Consider the following 25,430-nt stretch of genomic DNA (forward strand, 5'->3'; position numbering starts at 1 on the left):
CGTCTATATGGCGGATGGCAGTACGTTAAGCTCGTTTGCGTCCTTTTCGTCAATTTTGAACATTCTGGTCTATTTAGTATGCATAGCCGCTTCATGGTGGGCGCTGCAGGAGTTCCGGTTCGACGTTCTGCTCAAACGGCCCAGGAGCGCACAGGCCATCATGCTGCAAATTTTGCTGTCTATCGCATTAGGCCAGCTTGTAGCCAGCTTTTTCATGCAATACCTGGGGTTGTCAATCGGTTTTGGCCGGATGTTTTAAACTCCGATTTTTCGTCGTTTTTTCGAATAATGAGCAGTTTTCTTGTCAACAATGGTAGTAGAACGGACCTAAAAAGAACTTTCATCCGAATGCTATGGGTAGCCCAAAAAATTCCACAAGAACACAGTTGTCCAATATAGGGTGAGATGATAAACTTAGGAAATGTGAAAAGTGAGCGTTTCAGCTTGCTGTATCGATGAAAAGAACATATAGTCAATCAAAATAAGTTCGCGGAGGGACCATGATGAGCAAAATTATCGTCCGCGGTGGCCGAAAATTAGCCGGCAAGGTGAAGATAAACGGAGCGAAAAATGCGGTATTGCCGATTATCGCAGCCTCCATATTGGGGGCGGAAGGCGAAAGCGTCATTCACGACGCGCCTCCCCTTGACGATGTAATGGTTATCAATAAAGTGTTGGAAAGTCTCGGAATTGAAGTGGAGTACAGAGGGCAGACGATTCGGGTTCGCGCCCAGCAGATCACGACCTGCGAAGCTTCTTACGATCTCGTCCGCAAAATGAGAGCTTCCTTTTTGGTCATGGGGCCTCTCCTGGCGAGGCTGGGGCTGGCCCGCATTTCGCTTCCCGGCGGCTGCGCAATCGGCACAAGGCCGATCGATCAGCATCTCAAAGGGTTCGAGGCGATGGGGGCGGAAATTGAGCTCGGCCAAGGCTACATCGAAGCCAAGATCAAGGGCAGGCTCAAAGGCGCCAAAATCTACTTGGACGTCGCGAGCGTCGGCGCCACCGAAAATATTATGATGGCGGCTACGCTGGCCGAAGGCACGACGATTATCGAGAATGCCGCCAAGGAGCCGGAAATCGTAGATTTGGCGAACTATCTGAATGCGATGGGCGCTGTGATTCGCGGCGCGGGAACGGGTGTTATACGCATAGAAGGCGTGGAGAGGCTCAGAGGAGCTGTACATACGGTAATTCCGGATCGAATCGAAGCAGGAACTTATATGATCGCCGCCGCGATAACGGGAAGCGATCTTTACATGGAAGGCGCGATCGGCGATCACCTCCGTCCTGTCATTTCCAAATTGCAGGAAATGGGCGTAATCGTCGAAGAGGATGAGAACGGCATCCGGGTTCGCACGAACGGACCGCTTCGCGCGGTAGACGTGAAGACGCTGCCGTATCCCGGCTTCCCGACCGATATGCAGTCGCAGATGATGGCGCTGCTGATGGTGGCGGACGGCACCAGTCTCGTGACCGAGACCGTGTTTGAGAACCGGTTCATGCATGTGGAAGAATTCACGAATATGAACGCGCAAATCAAAGTGGACGGCAGAACGGCCTTTGTCAGCGGCAATGCGAAGCTTCAGGGCGCCAAAGTGTGCGCCACGGACTTGCGCGCAGGCGCCGCCCTCATCCTCGCCGCGCTCGCAGCGGACGGGGAAACGGAGATCACCGGCGTCCACCACATCGACCGCGGCTACGTGGACATTACCTCGGCGCTTCGCAGCCTCGGCGCGGACATTCACAGGGTTGTGCCACAGCCCGCTCAGCAGGAAGAGCCGGAAGTGGGCTTTTTCAACATCCAGCCATCCATGGCTTAATACACGCAAAGTTCGACAAGCCGGCTCTTCGGGGCCGGCTTTTCCGTGTTCTATTCTAGTAATTCCTCTCATAAGATGGGGTATACCAAATGCCGCACTCATGGAGGCACTAGATGATGTACAAGAAGAAAAGGGCCCTTATGCACAGGGCCGTCCTCTGGTTCGCAGTTTGCTTGTCCAGTATGCTTGCCGTCACTATCATCGTCCCCGGAATACTAGTTAAAAAGATTCCTCCGCACACCGCCACGCCCACTGTCGTCAATGATTCGCGAAACGGCCCTGAAGGACAAGAACAAGGGCCGATGATTCCCGTCTATTTGACGAAGAAAGACATGATTGAGACGGTGCCGCTGGAACAGTATGTCAAAGGCGTGCTCGCGGCGGAAATGCCGGTCGAGTTCGAGCTGGAAGCGTTGAAGTCCCAGGCGATGGCCGCCAGAACCTATGTCGTGCGCAGGATTTTGGAAAAAGACTACAGCAACGTACCGGTCAGCGACGCGCTGGTTACTGACACCACTTCGCATCAGGCTTACTTGAACGAACAAGAGCTGCGGGATAAGTGGGACCCTGCAACTTACGAAGCCAATATGGCCAAAATCGATAAAGCCGTCAGCGAAACGAAAGATTTGATTCTCACTTACGAGCATAAGCCGATTAACGCCACTTTCTTTTCAACGAGCAACGGATACACTGAGAATTCGGAAGATTACTGGCCTGGCGTCGCCACCCCTTATTTGCGCAGCAAGCCGAGCCCGTGGGATGTAAATCTTTCGCCGCGCTACCGGGAGACGGCGACGCTCAGCTATAAGACGGTACAGCAAAAACTGGGCGTCTCCGGCATATCGGCGGCAAGCGCCCGCGCGAACGGAATGAAGGTGCTGGAATGGTCGGCCGGCCACCGCATCAAGAAGATCGCCATCGGCGGCAAGACGTTCTCCGGCCGCGAAGCGAGAGAGAAGTTGGGACTGGCATCCTCGCAATTCGAATGGAAGTGGAAAGGCACGCAGCTTGAATTCACGACTTACGGGTACGGCCACGGCGTCGGCTTAAGCCAATGGGGGGCTAACGGCATGGCCAAAGAGGGGAAGAGCGCCTCGGACATCGTAACCTATTATTACACGGGCATCTCTATTGAGAAAGCCTCCGCTTTTATGAAAACTTCCTAAAAAATGCAGATTAATCCAATCCGGCGTCTCTATAAAAATATCTTTTCCGGAAAGTATAAAACCTTTAAATGTGTCAAGAATGGTTGATGAGGTGATAACCATGAATGAACAAAACAAAGGTTTTCAAAAGGAAGAGGCTCCTAAAAATGATCAAGGAGCGCAAGGCGTCCCATCCACATGGAAGAGGTTGCTAGCTAAAAAGTGGGTATTCCCAGCAGCGTATATGGCAGCAGCGGCAATTATCTTAACCTTAATGTGGGTGTACCAGGATGTCGGAAGAAAAACAGTCAGCCAAGAAGATCTGGGCATTAAGGTTAGCAGCAGCGACAAAACGGCGCAAAGCTCCAGCTCGCCGGACGGGGCACTTGCGGTTTCGGCTCAGCCGGAAACGATGCAATGGCCTGTGAAAGACAAAAATCAAGTCAGCATTTCAATGCCATTCTACGATGCAAAGGCGTCCAATGAGGTTAAGCAAGCGGCCATGATTCAATACAATGACCAGCTCATCCCTCATACCGCGATCAACCTGAAAGCGAAAGACGAGGCGGCCTTCGACGTACTCGCTGCGATGAGCGGCAAAGTAACGGCCGTTGAGCAAAATCCGGTCGTCGGCAGTCTGGTTGAAATTACGCACAGCAATGGCCTGGTGACCGTTTATCAGAGCTTGGCCGATGTGAAAGTAACGAAAGGCGCCGACGTGAAAAAAGGCGACGTGCTGGCCAAAGCCGGACGCAACGAATTGGAAAAAGAAGACGGCGTCCATCTTCACTTCGAAGTTCGCCAAGGCGCGGATGGCGCAGCGCTGAATCCGGAAACGCTTTTGAACGACAAACAGCAATAAAAGCTTATATGATCAAGCAGTCAGGTCAACTGGCTGCTTTTTTTTGCGCGTTTGCGTGCGACTTCGGGCGATCGTTGCGGCTGATTTTTCATCGTCGGAGAGGCAGCATTTTGGAACATTTAACCTGGCTTAGCCGGGATTTTCATAAATAAATGCGCGAATTGGGCTTGTCAGGCTTGGTTACGTAGAATATCTAGTCATGCCCCTCATATAATGTACCAAACTATCTCGAGTAGGGAGGCGAGGGGAGTGCACGATTACATCAAAGAGCGGACTATTAAAATCGGTACCTGTATCGTTGAAACCAAGAACACGGTCCGCACCATTGCGAAGGAATTCGGCGTTTCCAAAAGCACGGTGCACAAAGATTTGACGGAAAGACTGCCGGAAATCAACCCGGACCTGGCCAATCAGGTCAAGCACATTCTGGAGTACCACAAATCCATCAGGCACCTTAGGGGAGGAGAAGCGACGAAAATCAAATACCGCAAAACGAGAAGTCCGAAGCCTTCCGAAACTTTAGTGACCGTCAAGTCCTAGCTATCCGTTCACCCCCCCCCGGACGCTTCCTATAAATGGTTTTTGTCGATTATCATAAAAAAAAGAGGAAATTATGCATTTGCAGCGAATTTAGCTTATAATTAGCTTATAGATCAGAACTATATATATGAGCGCCGATTCTTCACGGGATGGACGGTTGGTTTAGGGAGGATTAACAGGAAATGTTCAGCAAGGATATTGGGATAGATCTCGGCACGGCGAATGTGCTCATCCACGTCAAAGGACGAGGCGTCGTGCTCGACGAGCCTTCCGTTGTTGCGATTGAAAGCGATACGAAGCGCGTGCTGGCCGTCGGCGAGGAAGCTTTCCGGATGGTAGGCCGTACGCCGGGCAACATTATCGCGATTCGTCCGTTGAAGGACGGCGTTATTGCGGACTTTGAGATCACGGAAATGATGTTGAAGCATTTTATCGCCAAAGTGGGGGGCAAACAATGGTATTCTCATCCGAGAATTCTCATTTGCGCTCCCACCAACATTACCTCGGTCGAGCAAAAGGCGATCCGCGAAGCGGCTGAGCGCAGCGGTGCCCGGGAAGTATTCATGGAAGAAGAGCCGAAGGCGGCGGCGATTGGCGCCGGAATGGACATTTTCCAGCCTAGCGGCAACATGGTTGTAGATATCGGCGGAGGAACGACGGATGTGGCCGTGCTGTCAATGGGCGACATCGTCACCTCCTCTTCCATTAAGATTGCGGGGGACAAGTTCGATACGTCCATTACGAAGTATATCAAAAATAAGTACAAGCTCCTTATCGGGGAACGGACGAGCGAAGATATTAAAATCAGAATCGGAACGGTGTATCCGGACGGCCGCGACGAAGAGATGGACATTCGCGGAAGAGACATGGTATCGGGCTTGCCGCTGACCATTACGATTCATTCGAGCGAAGTGCAGGAAGCGCTATGGGATCCGGTGTCATCCATCGTGACGGCGGCCAAAAGCGTACTGGAGCGGACTCCGCCCGAGCTTTCGGCGGACATTATCGACAGAGGCGTTATTTTGACCGGCGGCGGAGCGATGCTGCACGGTTTGGACCAATTGCTGGCGGACGAGCTCAAGGTGCCCGTCTTGATTGCCGAGGACCCGATGTCCTGCGTCGTCAAAGGAACGGGCATCATGCTGGACAACCTGGATAAAGTGACCAAACGCAAATTCTAATTAGGCTTAGCGATTCCAAACAGGGGTGAAGATGCATGCTGAGAGGACTATACACCGCGGCCTCCGGAATGATTTCCGAGCAGCGGAGACACGATACCATTACGAATAACATTGCGAATATCAATTCGCCGGGATTCAAGCAAGGCAACTCGCTCTCCCGTTCGTTTCCGGAAATGCTGATCTCCACGATTCGGGGAGGCCAAGGCGCCTCGACGGCTCCGCTCGGAAGGCTGAACACAGGCGTGTTCGCCGAAGAGAATATCTCGCTCCATGCGCAAGGCGACTTGCAGGAGACGCAAAATCCTTTTGACTTCGCGCTTGTTTCCAACATTCAGGTTCCCGGGGCAACGTTTGACGCTTCGGGCAAATATGTGAATGCGGACGGCACGCTTACGTTCCAACCGCAAGCGCTGTTTACGGTGCAGAACGCGAACGGCGAGCAGCGCTATTCGTTGAACGGGAAATTCACGGTCGACCCGACCGGACAGCTTGTGAACGGCAACGGCAACCGGGTGCTCGGACGGGACGGCCAGCCGATCGTGCTGGTTGATCCTGCAACCAATTTGCCGATCCGCACTTTTAAGGTAACCGACAAAGGGGAGCTTCTAAACAGCGATGGCCAGCCGATGCTGAACGCCGCAAACCAGCCGATCGGATTGATGCTGTCCCGCGCGGAGAACCCGAACCTGCTGCTTCGCGAAGGTAACGGCTTGTACCGCATCAATCCCGGCGATGAAGCCACGGTAACGCAGGTTGCGCCAGGCGACCAGGTTGAGGTGCGCCAAGGCTTTATCGAGCGCTCCAACGTAGATTCGGCTCAATCGATGGTCGACATGATGTCTGCCTTGCGCGCGTATGAAGCGAACCAAAAAGTGATTCAGTTTTACGACAAAAGCATGGATAAAGCAGCTAATGAAGTCGGTCGCGTATAGGGCGACGGATTCGAAGCCGGTTTTGCTGAAGCAGATCTCTTAGGGGGAACTATCCGTGAACAACTCAATGATCAACTCGTCGGTATCTATGCATGGCTTGCAACAGAAGCTGGATATTTTGGCGAACAATATTGCGAATGTGAACACCAACGGATTCAAAAAGAAAGAGGCCTCCTTCGAGGATGTCTTGACGAATATCAAAAACCAGCCTGAAGGCTTTCGCCAGCAGGGTCGGTTCTCACCGCTCGGTTTTAACCAAGGCTGGGGCGCAAGGCTCGTGCAAATTCAGACGAACATGGCTCAAGGACCGATTCAGCCTACGGGGAATTCGACGGACTTTGCGATTCAAGGCGACGGGCTTTTTGAAGTAACGGTCTACAAGGCCGATCAGAACGGGGTTCAAGTCCCTCAGACCGCGTGGACGCGCAATGGCGGGTTTAGCTTGACCCCGGACGGCACCGGCGGCTCGGTGCTGACGACCAAGGAAGGCTATTTTGTGAACGGCACCGACGGCCAGCCGATCCGTATCCAGGCTAATTCCCGTCCTGTCGTGGAACCGGACGGCAGAATCAGAGCGTACAACGAGCTTGCGCCAGGCTCGGCTCCCGTCGATACAGGGCAGCAGATCAAGCTTGTTCGCGTCGTGCGTCCGCAGCTTCTGCAGGACATGGGAGAGAACCTGTACACGCTGCAGGCCGGCGTGGCGAATACCCAGAATGTTCTTCAAAACGTCAACGGAGCTCAAGCCGACCCTACAGACCGGGTAACGCTGATGCAGGGTTTCCTGGAGCAATCCAACGTTAACCTATCCGATGAAATGACGGATTTGGTCATGGTGCAAAGAGCGCTTCAGCTGAATTCCCGGGCGATCACTTCTTCCGATCAGATGATGAACATCGCGAATAACTTGCGTGCCTGATGGAGATAGGGAGGGAACCGGGTTCGATGTCTGAAACGTCAGCTCCTGCGAAAGATAAGCAGAAGCCAAAACCTAAAAAAAAGCAAAAGCCTAAATGGTTGAAAATCGTCCTGCTAATTATAAAGATAATACGTATTCCTGTCCTGGCGCTTTTGGCCATTTATGCCGGTCTTTGGCTCGGCTACAGCAAATTCGGCGGCCAGCCGGCTTCGGAAATTTTTCATATGAGCACTTGGAAACACTTGTACGATCTGGTGTTTGCAAATTAACAGAACTCCCTCGTGGGAGTTTTATTTTTTGGTAAGGAAAGGTATAATGGATGAAGGTTTAGGATAAGGGTATAGAAATATATAAGGCGTGGCAGCAAGGGGAGGGGTACCTTGAATCTACCGAACATCCTGACGATAAGCAGATTTGGCCTGATCCCTGTTTATTTGATCTTATTTTTTGACGGATACGTCCGGACCGCATTCCTCATCCTGCTCCTTGCCGGACTCACCGATATCTTGGACGGATATATAGCCAGAACCCGGGGGCTCGTCACGCAGGTCGGCGTTATGCTGGACCCGCTCGCCGACAAATGCATGATGATCGCCGTCATTCTCTCGCTGCTTATTTCCGGGATGATCCCTTGGCAGGCGGCGGCAGCGATGTTTATCCGGGATCTTGGCATGATTATAGGCTCGGCATTGGTTCACTTTCGGGGCAAGCTGACCGTTCCCGCTAACGCAATGGGGAAGCTGACGACCGTATTGTATTATTTGGCCATATTATTTATCGTCTTTCAGTTAGACTTCGCTACGGTCTATCTGTGGTTCGTCATCATCGTCTCCTTTGCAACTTCCATTATCTATATCATTCAATTCCTCTTATTAAACCGCAGAGCAAATATGAAATCGTGAAAAAAGAACCTATGTATGGACCTGCCTAACGGGTCTACACATAAGCTCCCTTATATCAACCCTCACTGCTGCAGATCGCGAGGGGACACCATTATTGTAAGTTATTGCCTTGTGTTTTATGCAAACATCGAAAGGAGAGCATCAACGGCATGCTAGATATCAATCAAATTCAGGAGATTATCCCTCACAGGCCCCCCTTTTTGCTGGTGGACCGCATTTTGGAATTAGAAGAAGGGGTCAGAGCTGTAGGCATCAAAAACGTAACGATGAATGAACCGTTTTTTGCCGGACATTTCCCGGGATACCCGGTGATGCCGGGAGTGCTTATTATAGAAGCGCTGGCACAGGTAGGTGCTGTGGCGATTCTTTCCATGCCTCAATATAAAGGAAAGATCGGTTTATTTGCCGGCGCAGACGGTATTCGCTGGCGCGAGCAAGTCGTGCCCGGCGATACGTTGACACTTGAACTTACGGTAACCAGAATGAAAGGCACGATTGTAAAAGGACAGGCCGTAGCGAAAGTAGGCGACAAAGTGGTAGTCGAAGGCGAGCTTATGTTCGCCCTTGCTAATAAATAAGACAGATAAAAGGAGATGAACCTGACAACTATGACGCGTGTACAAACACAATACCAATTATGGATGGAGGACCCGGCTGTTGATGCCTTAACTAAGGAAGAACTGCGCGCTATCAGCGGGGATGCTAAGGAAATCGAGGATCGTTTTTATAAGGATCTGGAATTTGGTACAGGAGGATTGCGAGGGGTAATCGGCGCAGGCACGAACAGGATTAATATTTACACTGTAGGACGCGCTTCGCAAGGGTTAGCGCAATACGTGCTGCAAACGAAAACGCCAAGCCCTTCTATTGTCATCGCCTATGATTCGCGTCATATGTCGCCTGAGTTTGCGCTGGAATCCGCTTTGGTATTTGCAGGAAACGGAGTGAAAGCTTACGTATTCAAAACGCTTCGCCCGACGCCGGAGCTTTCGTTCGCAGTGCGTTACCTCGGAGCGACGGCGGGTGTCGTAATCACGGCCAGCCACAATCCTCCGGAGTACAACGGCTACAAAGTATACGGCTCGGACGGCGGCCAGCTTGTTCCCGAGTTTGCAGAACAGGTCATCGCGCAAGTGAACGGCGTGGATGCTTTTGATAAAGTGAAGAAGCTGACGCAAGCGGAAGCGGAGTCGCAAGGGCTTCTGCAATGGCTGGGCGAAGAAGTAGACGCCAAATATATTCAGGCTGTGTCGGGAATAAGTCAGAATCCCGAAGTTATCAAGGAAATCAACGACGATTTCCGCGTTGTGTTTACACCGCTTCACGGTTCGGGAAATGTGCCGGTGCGCGAGGTGCTGAAAGCGGTCGGCTTCAAACAGGTGCGCGTAGTGGCGGAGCAAGAACAGCCGGACTCGCAGTTCTCGACCGTCAAATCCCCGAACCCGGAGGAGAAGGACGCCTTCGCGATTGCCATCGAGCAAGCGAAAGCCTGGAATGCCGATATCATCATCGGAACCGATCCGGATGCGGACCGCATGGGGGCCGTAGTGAAAGATTCGAATGGCGAATATTTCGTGCTGACCGGCAACCAGTCCGGGGCGATAATGGTCAACTACCTGTTGTCCAGCCTGAAAGAGCGCGGCGCCCTGCCTGCGGGTGGCGTCGTAGTGAAAACGATCGTAACCAGCGAAATGGGAGCGGTTATCGCCAATCATTATGGAGTGCCTACATTAAATACGCTGACCGGTTTCAAATATATCGGCGAGAAAATGACCGGATTCGAAAAATCCGGCGAGCATACCTTCTTGTTCGGGTATGAGGAGAGCTACGGCTATTTGGCCGGCGACTACGCCAGGGACAAGGACGCGGTCATCGCCGCCATGCTCATTTGCGAAGCGGCCGCTTATTACAAGAAGCAGGGCAAAACCTTGTACGAGGTATTGCAGGAGCTGTACGCATCTTTCGGCTACTTTTTGGAAAAGCTGGAATCAAGAACGCTCAAAGGCAAGGACGGCGTCGAGCAAATCGGACGGATCATGCAGGATTGGAGAACGAATCCCCCTGCGGATATTCACGGCCTGCGCGTAGCCGAAGCGGAAGATTACGAAAAAGGCATTCACGGATTGCCGAAGGAAAACGTCTTGAAATTCATCCTGGAGGACGGTTCCTGGTTCTGCCTTCGTCCATCCGGCACAGAGCCCAAGATCAAGTTCTATTTTGCGGTGAAGGGAAATTCCGGCGCTCAAGCATCCGAACAGTTGAACGGCATTATCCGCTACGTGCTTAGCCGTGTAGACGCGCAGCCGCAGAACTGATAAAATTTTCAATAGAATGGAATGAACCTCTTCAGAACCTGAGTCGGGGATAGGTCGTCTAATGAATGATAACTGGAATGCAAATCCGTATTCATTTGACCTTCTCCCGCGGCTTCAGGGAATGGAGAGGTTTTCGAATGTATAAGTGAAATGCGCCGAACAGACAGACAGGAGTGAATGACTTGATACAGCGGTATCAAATGTGGAATCGTCCCTTCAGAAAAATTTTGTGGTGGCTCGTCATCATAGGCATGCTCGGCTCGCTTCCGCTCGTATACGCCCGTCAGCAGACGGAAACGTCCGAGAAGCAGGTGGAGTTCGTCTTCAATTACCGGAATTTGCTGGATATTGCAGATGTCCAGACGAATCCGCGAAGCTTTGTTGCGGATCATCTCAAACGCATGAAAGAGGCGGGAATCACCTCCATATCCGTCTTCGAATCGACCCTCTCCGAGCTGAGGGAGAGCCGCAGAATCGAGATGTACAACTCCCGGGACGCGATGTCGTTGACACAAACTTTCGGCGATCCGAACGAGAACTTCACTTATATTTTGTTTGCCGATAACGCCACACAGCAAGCGCTGCAGCCGATGATCCAGAAGGCGTTCGGCGACTTGAAAGTAGCGACGAGGCCGTGGAGCTTCAAAAATAAAAACGGGCTTGTGATTGAAATGAGCTCGGACGAAGCATCGATCAAGTCGATGGATCCGGATCCGCTGACGTTGAAAATGCTTAAAGAACAGGGCTTCAACATTGTAGTGCGGCTTTCGAACCGCCGGCCGTTCGTAACGAATGATATGGATCGGCTGCTCAAGCAGTTGTATGACCTCGGAGTCAGGCGCATGATTGTGGACGGCAGTGAAGTTCCCGGCTACACGGAAGAAAATACCGAAGTCAATCTGAATAAAATGGCCGAACTTCTTCATAAGAACGGAATCGGTCTGGCGGCAATCGAAATGCTCAAGGAGCCTCAAAAAGGGTTCAATACATTAGCCAAGCAAACGAATTACGATGTCGTCCGGCTGCATTCGTTTACGGAAAAAGACGGCGAGAAGCTGATGGAGCCGCTGACCAAACCGGAGCTGGAGGACCGGATACAAGGGGTCGCCGACCGGTTCGTGCTTGCCGTGAAGGACCGCGACATCCGCATGGTGTATTTGAACGCCAAGCCGCTTAAAAATCCGGACAAAGCGAAGCTGGTCGATCCGTTGAACGCCCTGTACGAGAGCTTGAACGGAAAGGACGGGGCCATACCGCGCATTGAAAAAGCCGGCTTTACTTTGGGGCAAGCCAAAGCTTTCCAAGTAACGACAACCTCCTGGCAGAAGGCGGCGAGTGCATTAATACTAATTGGCGGAGTCAGCTTGATCGCCCTTGCCGTATCCTTTTTCGTGCCTGAAGCCGCACTGTTCTTATTTGTGGTCGGCATCCTTGGAGCCGCGGCGCTGCATATACTTTCAGCAAATCTGTATGCACAGGGTCTGGCGCTGGGTACGGCGATTTGCGCGCCGAGCGTGGCTATGATGCTGGCGATCCATTCGGTTCGGTCAGGGCAAGCGGCCAAGTGGAAATCCGGCCTCGCTTACGGACTATGGCAGCTGATAAAAACCTCGGCGATCTCCTTCATCGGAGTCTTATATGAAGTCGCTTTGCTGAATCACATCACATATATGCTCGTGCTGCAGCAGTTCCGCGGCGTGGGAGTGCTGCATTTGATTCCAATCGGGATCGTGGGTCTCTATTTGCTGCTTTTCAGCGAAAACAACACGTACGCGGACAAGCTGGCGCAAATTCGAAAAATTCTTTCTTCCTATATTAGTGTGCTTTGGGTCGTCACGGCGGCTGTTGCTCTTGCGGCAATTTACTATTACTTAACGAGAACAGGTAACGAAGGACAAGCGTCCGCGTTTGAAAAATTGTTCCGTTCTTTCCTGGAAAATACGCTGGGCGTACGTCCCCGGACGAAGGAGTTCCTGATCGCGCATCCGCTCTTCCTGTTAGGGACCTACCTGTCCGTTCGGTATAGACAAGCTGTGTATTTGCTCTTTATCGGCGTTATCGGTCAACTGTCGATCGTCGATACGTTCGCGCATTTGCATACGCCGCTTCACATTTCGTTGATCCGCATTTCGTACGGAATCGGGTTCGGCGTATTGATTGGCCTCGTACTGATTGCAGCATGGGAGATTGTCGCAAGGAGTTGGAAACGATGGGTGCCCCGAGCTGTAAAATAGTGCTTTCCGGTTACTATGGCTTCGATAACAGCGGCGACGAAGCCGTCTTGCAGTCAATTCTGTTCGCTCTGCAGGAGCAGGGAGAGGCGCAGGGCGTGAAGATCGAACCGATCGTGCTGTCGGCGAGTCCCGATCAAACCGCCCGGATGTACGGTGTCCGGGCCTACCACCGGATGAAGCCGGGAGCCGTGCTGCAAGCGCTGCGGGAAGCCGACGGATTGATCAGCGGCGGCGGCAGCCTGCTGCAGGACGTCACGAGCGCCAAGTCGATGGTCTACTACTTGGCGATTCTCAAGCTGGCGCAGTGGCTGGGTAAGCCCGCGTTCGTGTACTCGCAGGGCATCGGCCCGGTCAACCGCCGGATGTTCGACGGCTGGATCCGCGGCGCGTTCCGTCGCTGCCCGTATGTCTCGGTCCGCGACACGGAGTCCGCGGACCTGCTGGCTTCGATGCGCCTCCCGCGGGAGCGCATCGAGGTCGTGCCCGACCCGGTCATGGGCCTGCCGCTGCGCGGCGCGTCCGGGTCGGGCGGTCCGGACGCGGCCGACGGCGCGCCCGCGGGGGTGCGGACGGTCGGCGTGTCCGTCCGCTTCTGGAACGAGGACCGCTCGGAGCTGGAAGCTCTCTCGCGGTCCTTGGCGCAGCTGCTCGCAGCCCGCTCGGACGTGCGGCTGCGGTTCCTGCCCTTCCACCTCCCTTCGGACGAGGTGGCCTCGCAGTTCGTGATCGACCGCATGGGCGGCGATCACGGGGGGCGTGTGGAGCTGGCGCGGGGCATCGCCCATCCGCAGGACATGCTGGAGCAGGTTGCCGGCTGCGACCTGCTCATCGGGATGAGGCTGCATTCCCTGATCTATGCAGCCTCGCAGTTTGTGCCGATGGTCGGCATCTCGTACGATCCGAAGATCGACCAGTTCCTCCATCGGCTCGGCATGAAAGCCGCGGCATCGACCGCAAGCTTCGATGCCGACGCTTTGACCGCCGAGGCGCAGCGGCTTCTCGGCGGGCGGGAGCAGTGGGCGGCGGACAAGCGCGCCGCCATCGAAGAGCTGAAAGCGCAGGCGCAGCGTCCTGCGCAGCGGATCGCCGCTTTTTACAGCTCCAAAAGCTAATTTTTTTGTCTTGACTGAACTAAAGTCCTGATTTCAACGTCATAAAGGGTGAGATTTCCATGAGTGTGCAGACATCGACCGCTTCGCAAGCAGCTTCCGTTTCGGCTGCAGCTGTTCCAAAAGTCCGGATCTACGGGGTTCCCATATCCAAAATGGATATGAAGCAGACGGTCGCTTATTTGACCGATGCCATCGAGCGCAGACGGCCGCATCAAATTATTACGGCCAATCCGATTATGGTAATGTCCGCGCTTGACGATCCGGCTTATCTTCGCATGATGCAGGAAGCCGAGCTGATCGTCCCCGACGGAACGGGTGTAGTCTGGGCCTCGGGATATGTGGGCGAGCCCGTGGCGGAGCGGGTAGCAGGCTACGACCTGTTGCACGAGCTGATGAAAATCGGAGAGCCGCGCGGGTGGAAGGTTTATTTGCTCGGCGCATCTCCCGATGTGATTGAATCGGCGGCGAATCGGCTTAGAGCCATGTACCCCGACATCCGGCTTGTCGGAGTCCGCGACGGATATTTCGGCGCCGAACAGGATGCCGAAGTCATCCGGGATATCGTGAACGCTTCGCCGGATTTGCTTTTCGTGGGACGATCCGCGGCCAATCAGGAGCCCTGGATTGCCAAATATAAACAACAGCTTGGCATCCCGGTAATGATGGGGGTGGGGGGAAGTTTTGACGTACTTTCGGGCAAGTTAAAAAGGGCCCCCATTTTGTTTCAAAAACTTCGCTTGGAGTGGTTTTACCGGCTTTTGCAAGAGCCGTGGCGCTACAAAAGAATGCTTATACTTCCGAAATTCGCAGTGAAAGTGATCCGCGAAAAAGATAAAGTCACAAAAGCTTGAAAATAATTATGAAAATAAGCTGAGAACAGCGATTTCAGACAAATTTAACAGTGGTATTCGCGGACAATTCGGAGTATAATTCATTTCGGCGGGCGGATAACCTGCCACCCAAGACAAGAGGAGCTGTGAAGAAGAAGATGTATGGATTATATGCGATTGGGTTTATCGCTTCATGCCTGCTGGCGTTGCTGCTGACACCCTTGGTCAAAAAATTTGCCTTCTGGGTAGGAGCCGTCGACGCGCCGAACCATCGTAAGGTACATACTCGAATTATGCCGCGTCTGGGAGGACTGGCTATTTTCCTTGCTTTCGTCGGCGCTTATTTCGTTATCTCTCCAGCACTCAAAGTTTTCAACTCGGATGCGGCATTCGGTCTGCTTATCGGAGGCGCTATTATCGTTATTACAGGCGCATTGGACGACCGGTTCCAGCTTTCGCCGAAATGGAAACTGCTTGGGCAGCTTATTGCCGCATGCGTTGTCGTTTCTTTCGGTCTTACGATCGATCTCGTGAACATTCCTTTTGGAGAAACGAACCTTCCTATCGGTTGGTTGAGCATTCCGATTACAATATTATGGATTGTCGGCGTTTCGAACGCTATTAACTTGATTGACGGATTGGACGGCCTGTCGGCCGGCGTTTCCGGTATCGCGACGCTTACTATTCTGGTGCTCGCCTTGATGATGCCGAACGCTACCGTTGTGCTGCTGAGCATCATTTTGCTTGGAAGCATCGTTGGTTTCATGTTCTACAATTTCCATCCGGCCAAAATTTTTATGGGCGACTCCGGGGCGTTGTTCCTCGGCTTCGCGCTTGCGACGCTTTCGATCCTCGGTTTTAAACAAGCTGCCGTAGTGTCGTTGCTGCTGCCGATCATGATTTTGGGCGTACCGTTATCCGATACGTTCTTCGCAATCATACGCCGTTATGTCAACAAGCTGCCGATTTCAGCGCCTGACAAAAGCCATCTGCATCATTGCTTGCTGCAAATGGGCTTCAGCCACCGTACGAGCGTGCTGATTATTTATGGAATCGCCTTGATTTTCGGCGGCAGTGCAGTGGTGTGCTCAGTATTGATGTCTCAGCAAATTTTGTGGGGCTGGGTAGTGATTGTCGTCGCGCTTTTCTTGATCATGCTCGTCGGAGCCGAAGCCATCGGCATCATCAGCAAGAGCCGCAAGCCGATCCTGAATTTCCTGCAAAAGCTCATGCGCAAGCAGGTTCAGACCGACCGGGTCGGAAAATAGTTTTTTTGAAAATAATACAAGCCCAGTCCTTAGCGGACCGGGCTTTTTTTGATTTGGGTAAGCTGCCCGAGAAAGTCGGGACACTTTGTTATGGTTAGGGGAAGCAGAGGGCACTAATTCGGGGGATAGCTGATTTATCCCAACGTGCCCTCTCCCTGCGTAGGTCGTGGAACTGCTCAATTGTGCAGAAAGCAGTTTGGTAGGAAGAAAACCTGCGAAAGTGCAGGTTTTTCTTTGGGAATTGGTTTATTTTAGCGGAAAACCTGCAAAAGTGCAGGAATTTTCGCTGAAAACGAATCGGAGTCCATGTTTTTGCTGGAAAGCCTGCACTATTGCAGGAATTCTTCGTTGCCGGCGATCACGGACGCAAATTCATGTATTTTTGCAGGTTTTTCGTACAACCAGGCGAGTTGTATCTGTCGCCTCTGACGCGGAGGTTCTGGGCAGCCAGGCTTTCCCGGCCCGGCTAGGTCTGACCTACCGCTCATACGACGCCACACAAACCGCGTGCAGATCATCATGGTCTCTCCGGCAAGCTTAACCGAAAACCGCAACTCGTTCATTCTTGAATTCTCCTTGGCAGGGGGTAATCTCATTTTTTTCTAGCTCTAAACATTTCAGCGTATTTTACCGATAAGAATGATACAACAACTTTTGGTTTATTGCGACGTCTAATTTTGTAGAATGATAGAAGTATTTGGGAGGGATTGTCGAATAAGGAAGGATAGCTTGAAATTTTAAAGAATAGATGAATGACACAATTAAGGAGGAGCCAGTTTTGAAACTACTTAAGAAAAAGTGGACAAGTTTAGCTTTAATTTTTGCGATGCTGGTCAGTTTGCTGCCCTCGATGACGGCGTATGCTGCTGCTACGCTTACGATCACCAATCTTTACACGGACACGGCCAACTCGGGAACCTCAACCGAAGCGCCAGCCGACGATAGCAAAGTTACCCGTATTACTTCTTTGCCTTTTACACTTTATGTGAACATAACGGGTGTAACTGATTCCCAGATTAGTTCCTTGTATTACGTTGTTACGAATGTGAACTCGGGAACCGTAACGACTGAGAAAAACAACAAGGCGCAGACATCTTCCGCCAATCAGGTATATTTTCGAAATGTCGCTCTTAAAGAGGGCTTAAACAAAATCGTCGTTATGCTCGGCGATTCGGATTCTTATGCATCCGCACCTGGGTGGGTTTATTATGCTCCTACGACTACTTTGTCCGGTTTCACGGTCAATACGGCCAATTGGGTGGACGGTACGATGTATCCGGTTAACCGCGGTCCGCTGAAAGCGGGCACTACCGGCATTCAAATTAAAGCCAATGCGCCTAACTCAACGAAAGTTGAAGGTATGATGCTGGGCGATACTGTAACCAAAGACGGTTTCTTAAGCAGCGACGGATCCGTTTATTTTACCGGGGACGATAAAACGAAATCGACAACGACTTGTTCATCGACCACCAACTTTTGCTTTACGCCCGGTGACAACCAAATCACGTTTGTCGCCAGCAACGATACGAACAAATATTCCGTAACCAAGAAAATATGGTACGACAATGGCGGCCCGTTCGCTTTTAACGGTCAGATCGCCGCAACTGCGGCAACTCCTGCTTATCAAGATTTAATTACGGTTCCTACTTTCGGGAGCACTGCCGTAACGATTAAAGCCAGCATCAAGAGCGATTACTTTAGCGGTACATCCGTTACGAAGTATACATATGCGGATATCGCGATTAATGGGACAACCATTGCCAGCAATGTCGATTTTACATCGAATGATGCAACGAAAGTTGTCGCCAATAGTGCAACCTCCACGACAGTTACTTTGAGCAAGAACTCGGCGCTAACAAGGTCCGGCGAGTACGCGGTCAGCGATGTTACTGTCAATACTAACATTGCTTCCATTAGCACGGCCAATCCGCAGTTGCTTACATTTACATTCAAGGATAGCACGGGCACCCTTTCCGATGTGACGACGACTTACAATTTTAAATATGTGGATCCTGCAAAACCTTACATTAATAAAGTTACTCTGAAAACCGGCGTAGAAAGCCAATTGAGCTTGTCAGATACGAACGTAATCAGCGAATTGCCAGCGACATTGATGATTTATGCGAATACGTATACATCGACGCTTCGTGTCGATTTGGACGGAACGACATATATGGCCGATTATGTAAGCGGCGGTACGGCGCCGAATGTCGACAATACGACCGGTATCCGCAAACCCGACAATTTAGGTGCAGCGTCTCCTACAGAGTACTTGTACACAGTTAAGCTTCAAGGATTGACTGACGGGGCTAAAAAAATGGTCATTTACCCGTTTGACGCTGCAGGCAATCCATATAATGCTGCTATAACAACATATTCGTTGAATATCAGCAACGCACCGTATGTTACCGTCAACAATATTTCGAACAACATGTCGATCAAAAATATTAATAATCTGCAGTGCGGGCTCGCTTCATCAGCACCTTGTATTTCGGGTCGGGTTGTGAACTTCTTCCAAGATACCGCGAATACGAATAAAGTTGAAGTTTATGTTAACAACAATGTGTTTACATTAAACAGCAGCACTGACGATGCCATTTTCTCTCCTAGTACAGCTGCAGATCCGAATGTGTTCAAAATTCCTTTGAGTTCGTTCGGAACTTTGTCAAGCGTGCTTGTAGAAGGTCTGAATACGTTGAAATTCAGAGTGTATGTCAGTGGTACCTTTATTATTGAGCAATCCTACAACATTTATTTGTACAGCACGGAGGCTCCGTCATTTACCAGCATCAAGCCGGTCGAGACCGGAACAGCGGGCACACAGTTTATTGCTGCGGCTCAAGCGGGAACGTACACCACTACAGAACGAACTGTTTCGTTTAAAGGTATTTTCTCAAGTTTGTTGTCGGACGGTACAACTCCTACAATCAAAACGATGAGTCTGACTGTCCATACGAAGGACTCAAACGGCAATGCTTTGGTTCTGCACCAAACTGTCGACGCCAACAACGTGACCAAAGATGCCAGCGCGAACTATCAGAGCGTCATCTCTACCGGAACGGGCAATTATTTTACGGCGATCAATAACACATCAAGCCCGCAATCGTTCACGACAAACTCATTCAACCTGCTGAACAATAGCGATGTCGTATTTGAATTCAGCATTACTAACAATTCAAATATTACAGCAACCAAGTCGATTACGATTTCAAGGTCGGACGTCTCTTATACAGTGGTTCAGCCTGTTCTGATAAAGAACAGCAGCGGTACTTTGCAAGCCAATATCAACAGCAACTTCTATACGGTTAAAATTAACGCCGAAAATGCGGATAGTGTTGTTTTCGGCAAAAGCCAAGCTACCAAACAAACTGTTTCCGATACTACAGGCAACTACGACCAGTATGTGTACACGATTCAAAATTTGAAGCCAGGCGCCAATACGGTCAAGTTCACTGTAAACCGCGGCACTAGTAAAGCAAACGGGAGCTTTATTCTTTATTACGCCAACACGGATATTCAAGGCGCTGAATACATGACGGGCATGAATGCGAACTTGAAAATATTCAACGGCAAAATTCAATTGAAATTTCCTAAGGATACAAAGATGAGACGCTACTCGCCCGACTCGAACAATAACCAATACTTGACTAATGATCGTCAACTCTTGTTTGGATTGGCTGATGTTAACGACGGACGTATAGACAAAGCGACTTATCCGACGAACAGCTATTACAAATCGCTAATTACTCAGAAGGTAACTGAGAATTCGTTCGGTACGGCCAGCGATTTATATTACCTGGATGCGGGATTTATTATTGACCCTAGCTCGACGACAACGTCCAATGGGGAGCTGGCGGCCGGTCTGACAGGTACTGGTTTGGATCCATACGATTCAAGCATTTCAGGCAGATCATACTTTAGCAGAAATTACCCTGAGCTTGTCGTTCCGACCAATCCTGGTACTTTGACGTTGAAATATAATTCGTCTATCAGACTGGATTCAGGTAAATATGTAACAGTGTTCTTCTATGACATTTATCCGAACTATTCCAATCAAACCGACCGTGGGTGGAAAAATCTCGGAGGCGTCGTTGACACAGGAACGAATACCATCACGGTACCGTTCCAAAAGTTCGGCTACTATCAAGTCATGTATATGGACAAATCTTTTGACGATATTACCGGACATGCTTATGCGAAGAACGAGTTGGAAACTTTGTATTCCAAAGGGGTTATGAAGGCAAGAACTACGTATTCCTTTAGTCCTGACGATGCGATTACACGCGGAGAGTTCGCTCAGATGTTAGTGAAGATGTTTAAAGTTCCACTCGACTACGAGGGCGATGCTACGTTCTCCGACGTGCTGAAAATGGATTACGGCTTATACGAGTACAAATTTGTTGAGACGGCTGCGAGAGCGGGTATTATCCGCGGCCAAGCCAGCAATCGGTTCAATCCGGGCGGTTCTATTACGCGCCAGGATGCGGCGATTATGATCGCTCGGGCAGCGAACATGAAGCTGGGTACGGATACGACAAAATCGCTCGCAAGCTTGCAGAAATCATTTACGGATGCCAATTCGATTGACTTCTATGCAAGAACAGCTGTAGAAGGTATCGTGAAGGCAGGCTATATGCAAGGCATTGCAAATACGGTCGCGACCGGAGCGAAACAAACATACCGTTTTGATCCGACAGAGCTCATGACGCGCGCGCAAGCTTCCGTCATTGCATATCGAGTAATGAAGCAGCAAAAGATGGTTCCATAAACAACGATTCGCAAACGCAGATGACCTCATTAAAGAGGCGTCTGCGTTTTTTATTTTGGAAAATACTTATCAATGACTGAGTGTATAGCAAGTAGTATACTGTTTTTGTAGACGAGGTGATATACAAAAAGTTGCAAGAAAGTGATGCAAAGATCGCTGCACACTCCCATCGGTTATAAGATTTTATAACAAAAAACTTCAAATACTTAGGAGGAAAGAAACTCTATGAAGAAAAGTCTAACCGTCGTTCTTTCAACAGCAATGGCTTTATCCGTATTTTCTTCAGTAGCCTTTGCGAAAACATCCGCAGATTTCACGGATTTGAAAGATCTTGACACAGCCACAAAAGCGAAATTCGACGCCATGATTAGCGCCGGTATTTTCGATGGAGTTACCGACACCACGTTTGGCTTGAAAGATGAAATGAACCGCGCGCAATTCGCGAAAGTAGCGGCCTTGATCATGGGGCTGGACATTAACAAAGACTTGAAAACATCGAGTTTCGCTGACGTTAGTGTGGACGATCCTGCGAACGGTTATGCATTGCCTTACATCGAGGCTTTGAAAACAGCCGGCGTTACTGACGGTGTAACCGACACTACGTTTGACCCAGCCGGTAAAGTAACCAAAGAGCAGCTGGCGACGTTCCTGGACCGCGTACTGGGCAAAGATGCTGACGCTCGGGCAAAAACAGGCAGCGACGCTACAGTCTCCGACTGGGCTCAAGGTTATGTAGCTCTGGCGCTGGAGCTGAAACTGCTGCCTAACGGCACAGACGGCACATTTGGCGGCCAAGCGAACGCAACTCGCGACCTGCTGCTCACTGGCGCATACGAAGCCAAGCAGCAATACGTTCCAGCCGGTAAAGTATCGGTAACCGATGCAAAACCGACAGGCGTACAAAAAGTAACGGTCAACTTCAACAAACCGGTAGACACCGGCAAAGCGAAACTGGCTCTGACACAAGGTTCAACGGCCGTAGCGACTACGACGACATTTGCCGATGACAAAAAATCCGCAACCTTGACGTTGACGGACACCAATCTTCGCGCAGGCGACTACACCGTTACGCTGAGCGGCTTGGACACTGCAGCTGTAGATAAAACAACAGCTACTTTCACAGCCCAAGACGAAGCCGTACAAAAAATTGACTTCGTCAATGCCGGGGATACAGTAGCTCGTACTACAAAAGCAACGGTCATGGTCAAAGCAACGAACCAATACGGCGAGAACGCTTCGTTCTCCGCAGGCTCCTACACAGTTATCCTGGGTAACGGCCAATCGGCGCAAATTACGAAAACAGATGCAGGCTTGCTGAAATTGACATTTGACAGCACATTGGCTGCTGCAGGTACGGCTTCCCAGTCTAACCTGACTGTCATTCCAGTGAACATCTATTTCAATGATACGCACTTGTCGGCCAGCAAAAACTTCACAGTCGGCGTAGCGCCGTTCATTACGAAAATGGAACTGGGTACTGTAAAATACTCCAACGGTCAGACGAGCATCGCTCAAAAAGGCGAAACAGCAACGATCCCAGTGAGCGTATTTGACCAATACGGCAACGAACTCGGATTCAGCGCGATCCAAAACGCTCTGAATACAAATGCGAACGATCTGGTAACCGATCAAAAAGCGCAAGTGGTGTTCTCGCCATACGAAGCGCTGCTGAACGCAGGCATGCAGGATTATGACAACACGGATACACCTGAAGTACGCGTAAACTTGACAAACAACATCGAGAAAGCCGGCGACTACACGGTTCAAGTGTACCTGCAAGGCGCATCGGCATCGAGCAAACTATCGATCGCATCCAAAGCGGTAGCGACAAAAGTGGAAATCGGCGACATGGGCGACGTGATTGCCGCGGGCGACACAGACGTGTACATTCCAATCGTGGCTTATGACGCAGCGGGCAACAAACTGAGCGTAGACGACCTGACAAGCGATCAAAACGTGGATCGGATCAATGTGGCAGTATCCGGAGCCAGCGCCCTGAACGAAGGTACTACAACCGCAGCAAGCGTAGCGAAAATCTACCAAGGCGGCGAACACAAAGGTTCCATCCGCTTGTCGAACATCACAGCGGGCCACAACGGCGTTGTAACAGTCAATGCCTACATCGCAACGTCCGGTGCTAACAGCACGGCTACGAAGTCCTACACGGTCGGCAACGTCCGTATTCCGGATCACTTGAAAGTCGTCACTGAACCGGCTAAACAAATCGTNCAACGGCGTTGTAACAGTCAATGCCTACATCGCAACGTCCGGTGCTAACAGCACGGCTACGAAGTCCTACACGGTCGGCAACGTCCGTATTCCGGATCACTTGAAAGTCGTCACTGAACCGGCTAAACAAATCGTACCAGGCGGCTACACAAGCTTTGTCGTCCAAGCAATTGACCAATACGGCAAAAGCCAGGATTCCTACCTGTTGACGGACGGTCAAGGCAATGCGACAACAAACGCCAATACGTCCGGCTCCGGCAGCGTATATTACTACACGAAAATGACGCCGGTGAACACAACAACAGGCGTTCAAGCGATCACAGCGGACAATGATACTGCATCCAGCGCCGTAACAGCTGCGTTCACAACGGCAAACAGCTTCAAAAACCTTCAAGCTGTGAGCGGCACTACAGGCATGGTTGAGAATACAGCGTTCAACCAAATGAACGATACGTACCGCTTGGCAACCGGATCAAGCGCGGCGGGAACGTTCGGCGTGAAAGTGGAACTGATCAAAGTAGACGCATCGGGCAATGAGAGCGTAGTTGACACCGTGACTCGCAACGTAGACGTAGCGACATCGACTGACAGCCTGAGCTACAGCCTGAACAGCGTACCGGCTTTGTTCAACGCTATCGATAGCGGAGTGATCATCGACGGAGCGCAGTACGACACAAGCGGCACACTGAGCGCAGCGGACCAAAAAGCGGCTAACACAAGTAAACTGGCTCGCGAAGTAACCGTATCTGCAACGAATGCGGCCGGCGACACGGTATCGCTGCCGAAACAAATTACCGCCATCACCTCTTCCAACACATCGGTAGCCCAAGTGGTCCTCACAGGTGGCAAAGGGTATGTGATTGGTAACAAAGCGGGAACGGCAACGATCAACGTGAGCTTCAAAACGAACGACGGCAAAGTGAAAACAGCAACAACTGCAGTAACTGTGAAGAGCGATGCGCTTGCAGTGGATCAAGTGAGCTTCGACGATACAAGCAAAACGATCGGACTCAGCGGATTCAACGCATTCACAGGCATCAACGTCATCGACAACTACGGCATCAAGTACGAAGACGGCGACGCGAAAATGTACAACTACTTGATGGGTGTAACATTCTCGGTCGACCATGTAGTGGGCGGTACTGTAACGGTGGACCAATACGGCAACGTAGCAGCAACACCAACAAGCCCATCGACATCCGTAAGCTTCGACCTGACAGCTACAACACCAAGCGGCAAGTCGGCAAGCATCGCATTGACGGCTCAATAATCAAGCGATCGAAGAAGACCCTTTGGGGTCTTTTTTGTTTTAAGGTGGGCCTTTTTTCCAGTCTTAAATTTATGGAAAATTCCGGTCTGCCGATCCTGAAAATCCCATGAAATCGGGCGATTTCAGCTTTTTTTAAGCTAACTTTTATGCTGATTTCAGCTTTTAGTCTTAGTTTCTTCACAAACCGGCTGTACCCTTGTATTTGTAGGAATCAGATAGGAGGGTGGTCACCTAAATGAATTTAAAAAAGCTAGCCGGGATTTGTGTGGTCATCCCCGTTTTATTAAGCGGTTGCGGCAACCAGCCGGCGGCACAAAGCGCTTCTGCCGCAGTCAGCACCGCGCAGCCACAACAGCAAAGCCAGAGTCAAACGACGGATCAAAAGGAATCCAACCCAAATCGGCCTGCGATGAGCCAGCAGCAGCGGCAAATGTTTTCCACATTCCAAACGCTGCTTATGATGGACAAAGCCGATGGACTTTCAATTACGAAAGAAGAAGCGCAAGCGATGCTGCCAACAGCTCAAGATATCGTCGCCAAAGGCGAGATTACCGACGACAGCAAGGCCAAGCTGCTTGAAAATCTGACGGATGCCCAAAAGAAATTTGTGGACGATGCGGCCGCGCGCATGGCTAACCGCGGTAACGGCAAGAAAAATGCGGATGCCGGGAATGCAGCGAAAAGTACGGATTCCTCCGGCAATGCGGATGCATCCAAGGCGCCAAGCACAAATCAGGGCCAGACGAAAGACCAAGGTACGAACGGGTCCAAGGGCCAAGATGGCAAAGGCGGCGGTAATCGACCTGCAGGTGAAATGAAAGATCCGGGCAAGCAATTGATTGAATTATTGCAAAGCAAAGTCGGCTAAAACAAATCCGTGACGATGAATTAGCTGGAAAATTCTTATCAATGACTGAGTGAATAACAGATAGTATACTGTTTTTGTAGATTAGGTGATAGACAAAAATCTACACAAAAGTGATGTAAAGATCGCTGTACACTCCCATCGGTTATAAGATTTTATAACAAAAAACTTCAAATACTTAGGAGGAAAGAAACTCTATGAAGAAAAGTCTAACCGTCGTTCTTTCAACAGCAAT

Annotated in this window: 20 protein-coding genes; all 20 read left to right on the forward strand. The window is 50.8% G+C overall.

Annotated elements, in window-relative coordinates:
- Positions 1–7: 7 nt before the first annotated feature.
- The 20 genes from AC6RNO_RS30880 to AC6RNO_RS30975 all read left to right on the forward strand — a co-directional run bounded on the left by AC6RNO_RS30880 (position 8) and on the right by AC6RNO_RS30975 (position 25,198).
- Complete coding sequence (locus AC6RNO_RS30880; protein WP_474684374.1) at positions 8–259, forward strand: DUF1146 family protein; 252 nt, start codon at positions 8–10, stop codon at positions 257–259.
- Between the two features lie 244 nt (positions 260–503).
- A complete protein-coding gene (murA, locus tag AC6RNO_RS30885) occupies positions 504–1,823 on the forward strand; it encodes a UDP-N-acetylglucosamine 1-carboxyvinyltransferase (protein WP_497107844.1) in 1,320 nt (439 codons plus the stop codon).
- Between the two features lie 113 nt (positions 1,824–1,936).
- On the forward strand, positions 1,937–2,989 hold the full coding sequence (gene spoIID / locus AC6RNO_RS30890; protein ID WP_497107838.1) for a stage II sporulation protein D: 1,053 nt from the start codon (positions 1,937–1,939) through the stop codon (positions 2,987–2,989).
- Positions 2,990–3,089: 100 nt separating this feature from the next.
- A complete protein-coding gene (locus tag AC6RNO_RS30895) occupies positions 3,090–3,830 on the forward strand; it encodes a peptidoglycan DD-metalloendopeptidase family protein (protein WP_474684372.1) in 741 nt (246 codons plus the stop codon).
- A gap of 249 nt (positions 3,831–4,079) precedes the next feature.
- Positions 4,080–4,370, forward strand: a complete 291-nt coding sequence (gene spoIIID / locus AC6RNO_RS30900; RefSeq protein ID WP_474684371.1) for a sporulation transcriptional regulator SpoIIID — start codon at positions 4,080–4,082, stop codon at positions 4,368–4,370.
- A 182-nt stretch (positions 4,371–4,552) separates the two neighbouring features.
- Positions 4,553–5,551, forward strand: a complete 999-nt coding sequence (locus AC6RNO_RS30905) for a rod shape-determining protein (RefSeq protein WP_474684370.1) — start codon at positions 4,553–4,555, stop codon at positions 5,549–5,551.
- Between the two features lie 35 nt (positions 5,552–5,586).
- Positions 5,587–6,483 (forward strand): flagellar hook-basal body protein, encoded by an 897-nt coding sequence (locus AC6RNO_RS30910; protein WP_474684369.1) that lies wholly within the window; start codon positions 5,587–5,589, stop codon positions 6,481–6,483.
- A gap of 55 nt (positions 6,484–6,538) precedes the next feature.
- Positions 6,539–7,402 (forward strand): flagellar hook-basal body protein, encoded by an 864-nt coding sequence (locus AC6RNO_RS30915; RefSeq protein WP_474684368.1) that lies wholly within the window; start codon positions 6,539–6,541, stop codon positions 7,400–7,402.
- A gap of 26 nt (positions 7,403–7,428) precedes the next feature.
- A complete protein-coding gene (locus AC6RNO_RS30920) occupies positions 7,429–7,671 on the forward strand; it encodes a DNA-directed RNA polymerase subunit beta (protein WP_474684367.1) in 243 nt (80 codons plus the stop codon).
- Between the two features lie 111 nt (positions 7,672–7,782).
- Positions 7,783–8,304, forward strand: coding sequence for a CDP-alcohol phosphatidyltransferase family protein (locus tag AC6RNO_RS30925; RefSeq protein WP_474684366.1), 522 nt, complete (start codon positions 7,783–7,785; stop codon positions 8,302–8,304).
- A gap of 149 nt (positions 8,305–8,453) precedes the next feature.
- Positions 8,454–8,882: a 3-hydroxyacyl-ACP dehydratase FabZ gene (gene fabZ / locus AC6RNO_RS30930; protein WP_474684365.1), complete on the forward strand. Its 429-nt coding sequence runs from the start codon at positions 8,454–8,456 to the stop codon at positions 8,880–8,882.
- Between the two features lie 30 nt (positions 8,883–8,912).
- Entirely contained in the window at positions 8,913–10,619 is a 1,707-nt protein-coding gene (locus tag AC6RNO_RS30935) for a phospho-sugar mutase (RefSeq protein WP_497107839.1), read from the forward strand.
- Positions 10,620–10,801: 182 nt separating this feature from the next.
- The gene (locus tag AC6RNO_RS30940; RefSeq protein ID WP_497107840.1) at positions 10,802–12,853 is read left to right on the forward strand and encodes a DUF5693 family protein; all 2,052 of its coding nucleotides are present in this window, start codon (positions 10,802–10,804) and stop codon (positions 12,851–12,853) included.
- Positions 12,829–13,965: a polysaccharide pyruvyl transferase CsaB gene (gene csaB / locus AC6RNO_RS30945; RefSeq protein ID WP_497107841.1), complete on the forward strand. Its 1,137-nt coding sequence runs from the start codon at positions 12,829–12,831 to the stop codon at positions 13,963–13,965. The genes AC6RNO_RS30940 and csaB overlap by 25 nt, the downstream gene beginning before the upstream one ends.
- 59 nt (positions 13,966–14,024) lie before the next feature.
- A complete protein-coding gene (locus AC6RNO_RS30950) occupies positions 14,025–14,816 on the forward strand; it encodes a WecB/TagA/CpsF family glycosyltransferase (RefSeq protein ID WP_497107842.1) in 792 nt (263 codons plus the stop codon).
- A 137-nt stretch (positions 14,817–14,953) separates the two neighbouring features.
- Positions 14,954–16,063, forward strand: a complete 1,110-nt coding sequence (locus AC6RNO_RS30955; protein ID WP_474684389.1) for an MraY family glycosyltransferase — start codon at positions 14,954–14,956, stop codon at positions 16,061–16,063.
- 778 nt (positions 16,064–16,841) lie between these two features.
- A complete protein-coding gene (locus AC6RNO_RS30960) occupies positions 16,842–20,831 on the forward strand; it encodes an S-layer homology domain-containing protein (RefSeq protein ID WP_488438021.1) in 3,990 nt (1,329 codons plus the stop codon).
- A gap of 462 nt (positions 20,832–21,293) precedes the next feature.
- The gene (locus AC6RNO_RS30965; protein WP_497107845.1) at positions 21,294–23,108 is read left to right on the forward strand and encodes an S-layer homology domain-containing protein; all 1,815 of its coding nucleotides are present in this window, start codon (positions 21,294–21,296) and stop codon (positions 23,106–23,108) included.
- Positions 23,109–23,160: 52 nt separating this feature from the next.
- Positions 23,161–24,330 carry a hypothetical protein gene (locus AC6RNO_RS30970; protein WP_497107843.1) on the forward strand — a complete coding sequence of 390 codons (1,170 nt, stop codon included), beginning with the start codon at positions 23,161–23,163 and terminating at the stop codon, positions 24,328–24,330.
- Positions 24,331–24,565: 235 nt separating this feature from the next.
- Positions 24,566–25,198, forward strand: coding sequence for a hypothetical protein (locus AC6RNO_RS30975; RefSeq protein WP_488438802.1), 633 nt, complete (start codon positions 24,566–24,568; stop codon positions 25,196–25,198).
- The last annotated feature ends 232 nt before the right edge of the window (positions 25,199–25,430 follow it).

This window comes from Paenibacillus sp. sgz302190 (assembly GCF_059820445.1).

Coding starts and splice junctions, on each gene's coding strand:
- AC6RNO_RS30880 (WP_474684374.1), top strand. CDS start 8: ATGGCGGATGGCAGTACGTTAAGCTCGTTTGCGTCCTTTTCGTCAATT.
- murA (WP_497107844.1), top strand. CDS start 504: ATGAGCAAAATTATCGTCCGCGGTGGCCGAAAATTAGCCGGCAAGGTG.
- spoIID (WP_497107838.1), top strand. CDS start 1,937: ATGATGTACAAGAAGAAAAGGGCCCTTATGCACAGGGCCGTCCTCTGG.
- AC6RNO_RS30895 (WP_474684372.1), top strand. CDS start 3,090: ATGAATGAACAAAACAAAGGTTTTCAAAAGGAAGAGGCTCCTAAAAAT.
- AC6RNO_RS30905 (WP_474684370.1), top strand. CDS start 4,553: ATGTTCAGCAAGGATATTGGGATAGATCTCGGCACGGCGAATGTGCTC.
- AC6RNO_RS30910 (WP_474684369.1), top strand. CDS start 5,587: ATGCTGAGAGGACTATACACCGCGGCCTCCGGAATGATTTCCGAGCAG.
- AC6RNO_RS30920 (WP_474684367.1), top strand. CDS start 7,429: ATGTCTGAAACGTCAGCTCCTGCGAAAGATAAGCAGAAGCCAAAACCT.
- fabZ (WP_474684365.1), top strand. CDS start 8,454: ATGCTAGATATCAATCAAATTCAGGAGATTATCCCTCACAGGCCCCCC.
- AC6RNO_RS30935 (WP_497107839.1), top strand. CDS start 8,913: ATGACGCGTGTACAAACACAATACCAATTATGGATGGAGGACCCGGCT.
- csaB (WP_497107841.1), top strand. CDS start 12,829: ATGGGTGCCCCGAGCTGTAAAATAGTGCTTTCCGGTTACTATGGCTTC.
- AC6RNO_RS30950 (WP_497107842.1), top strand. CDS start 14,025: ATGAGTGTGCAGACATCGACCGCTTCGCAAGCAGCTTCCGTTTCGGCT.
- AC6RNO_RS30955 (WP_474684389.1), top strand. CDS start 14,954: ATGTATGGATTATATGCGATTGGGTTTATCGCTTCATGCCTGCTGGCG.
- AC6RNO_RS30975 (WP_488438802.1), top strand. CDS start 24,566: ATGAATTTAAAAAAGCTAGCCGGGATTTGTGTGGTCATCCCCGTTTTA.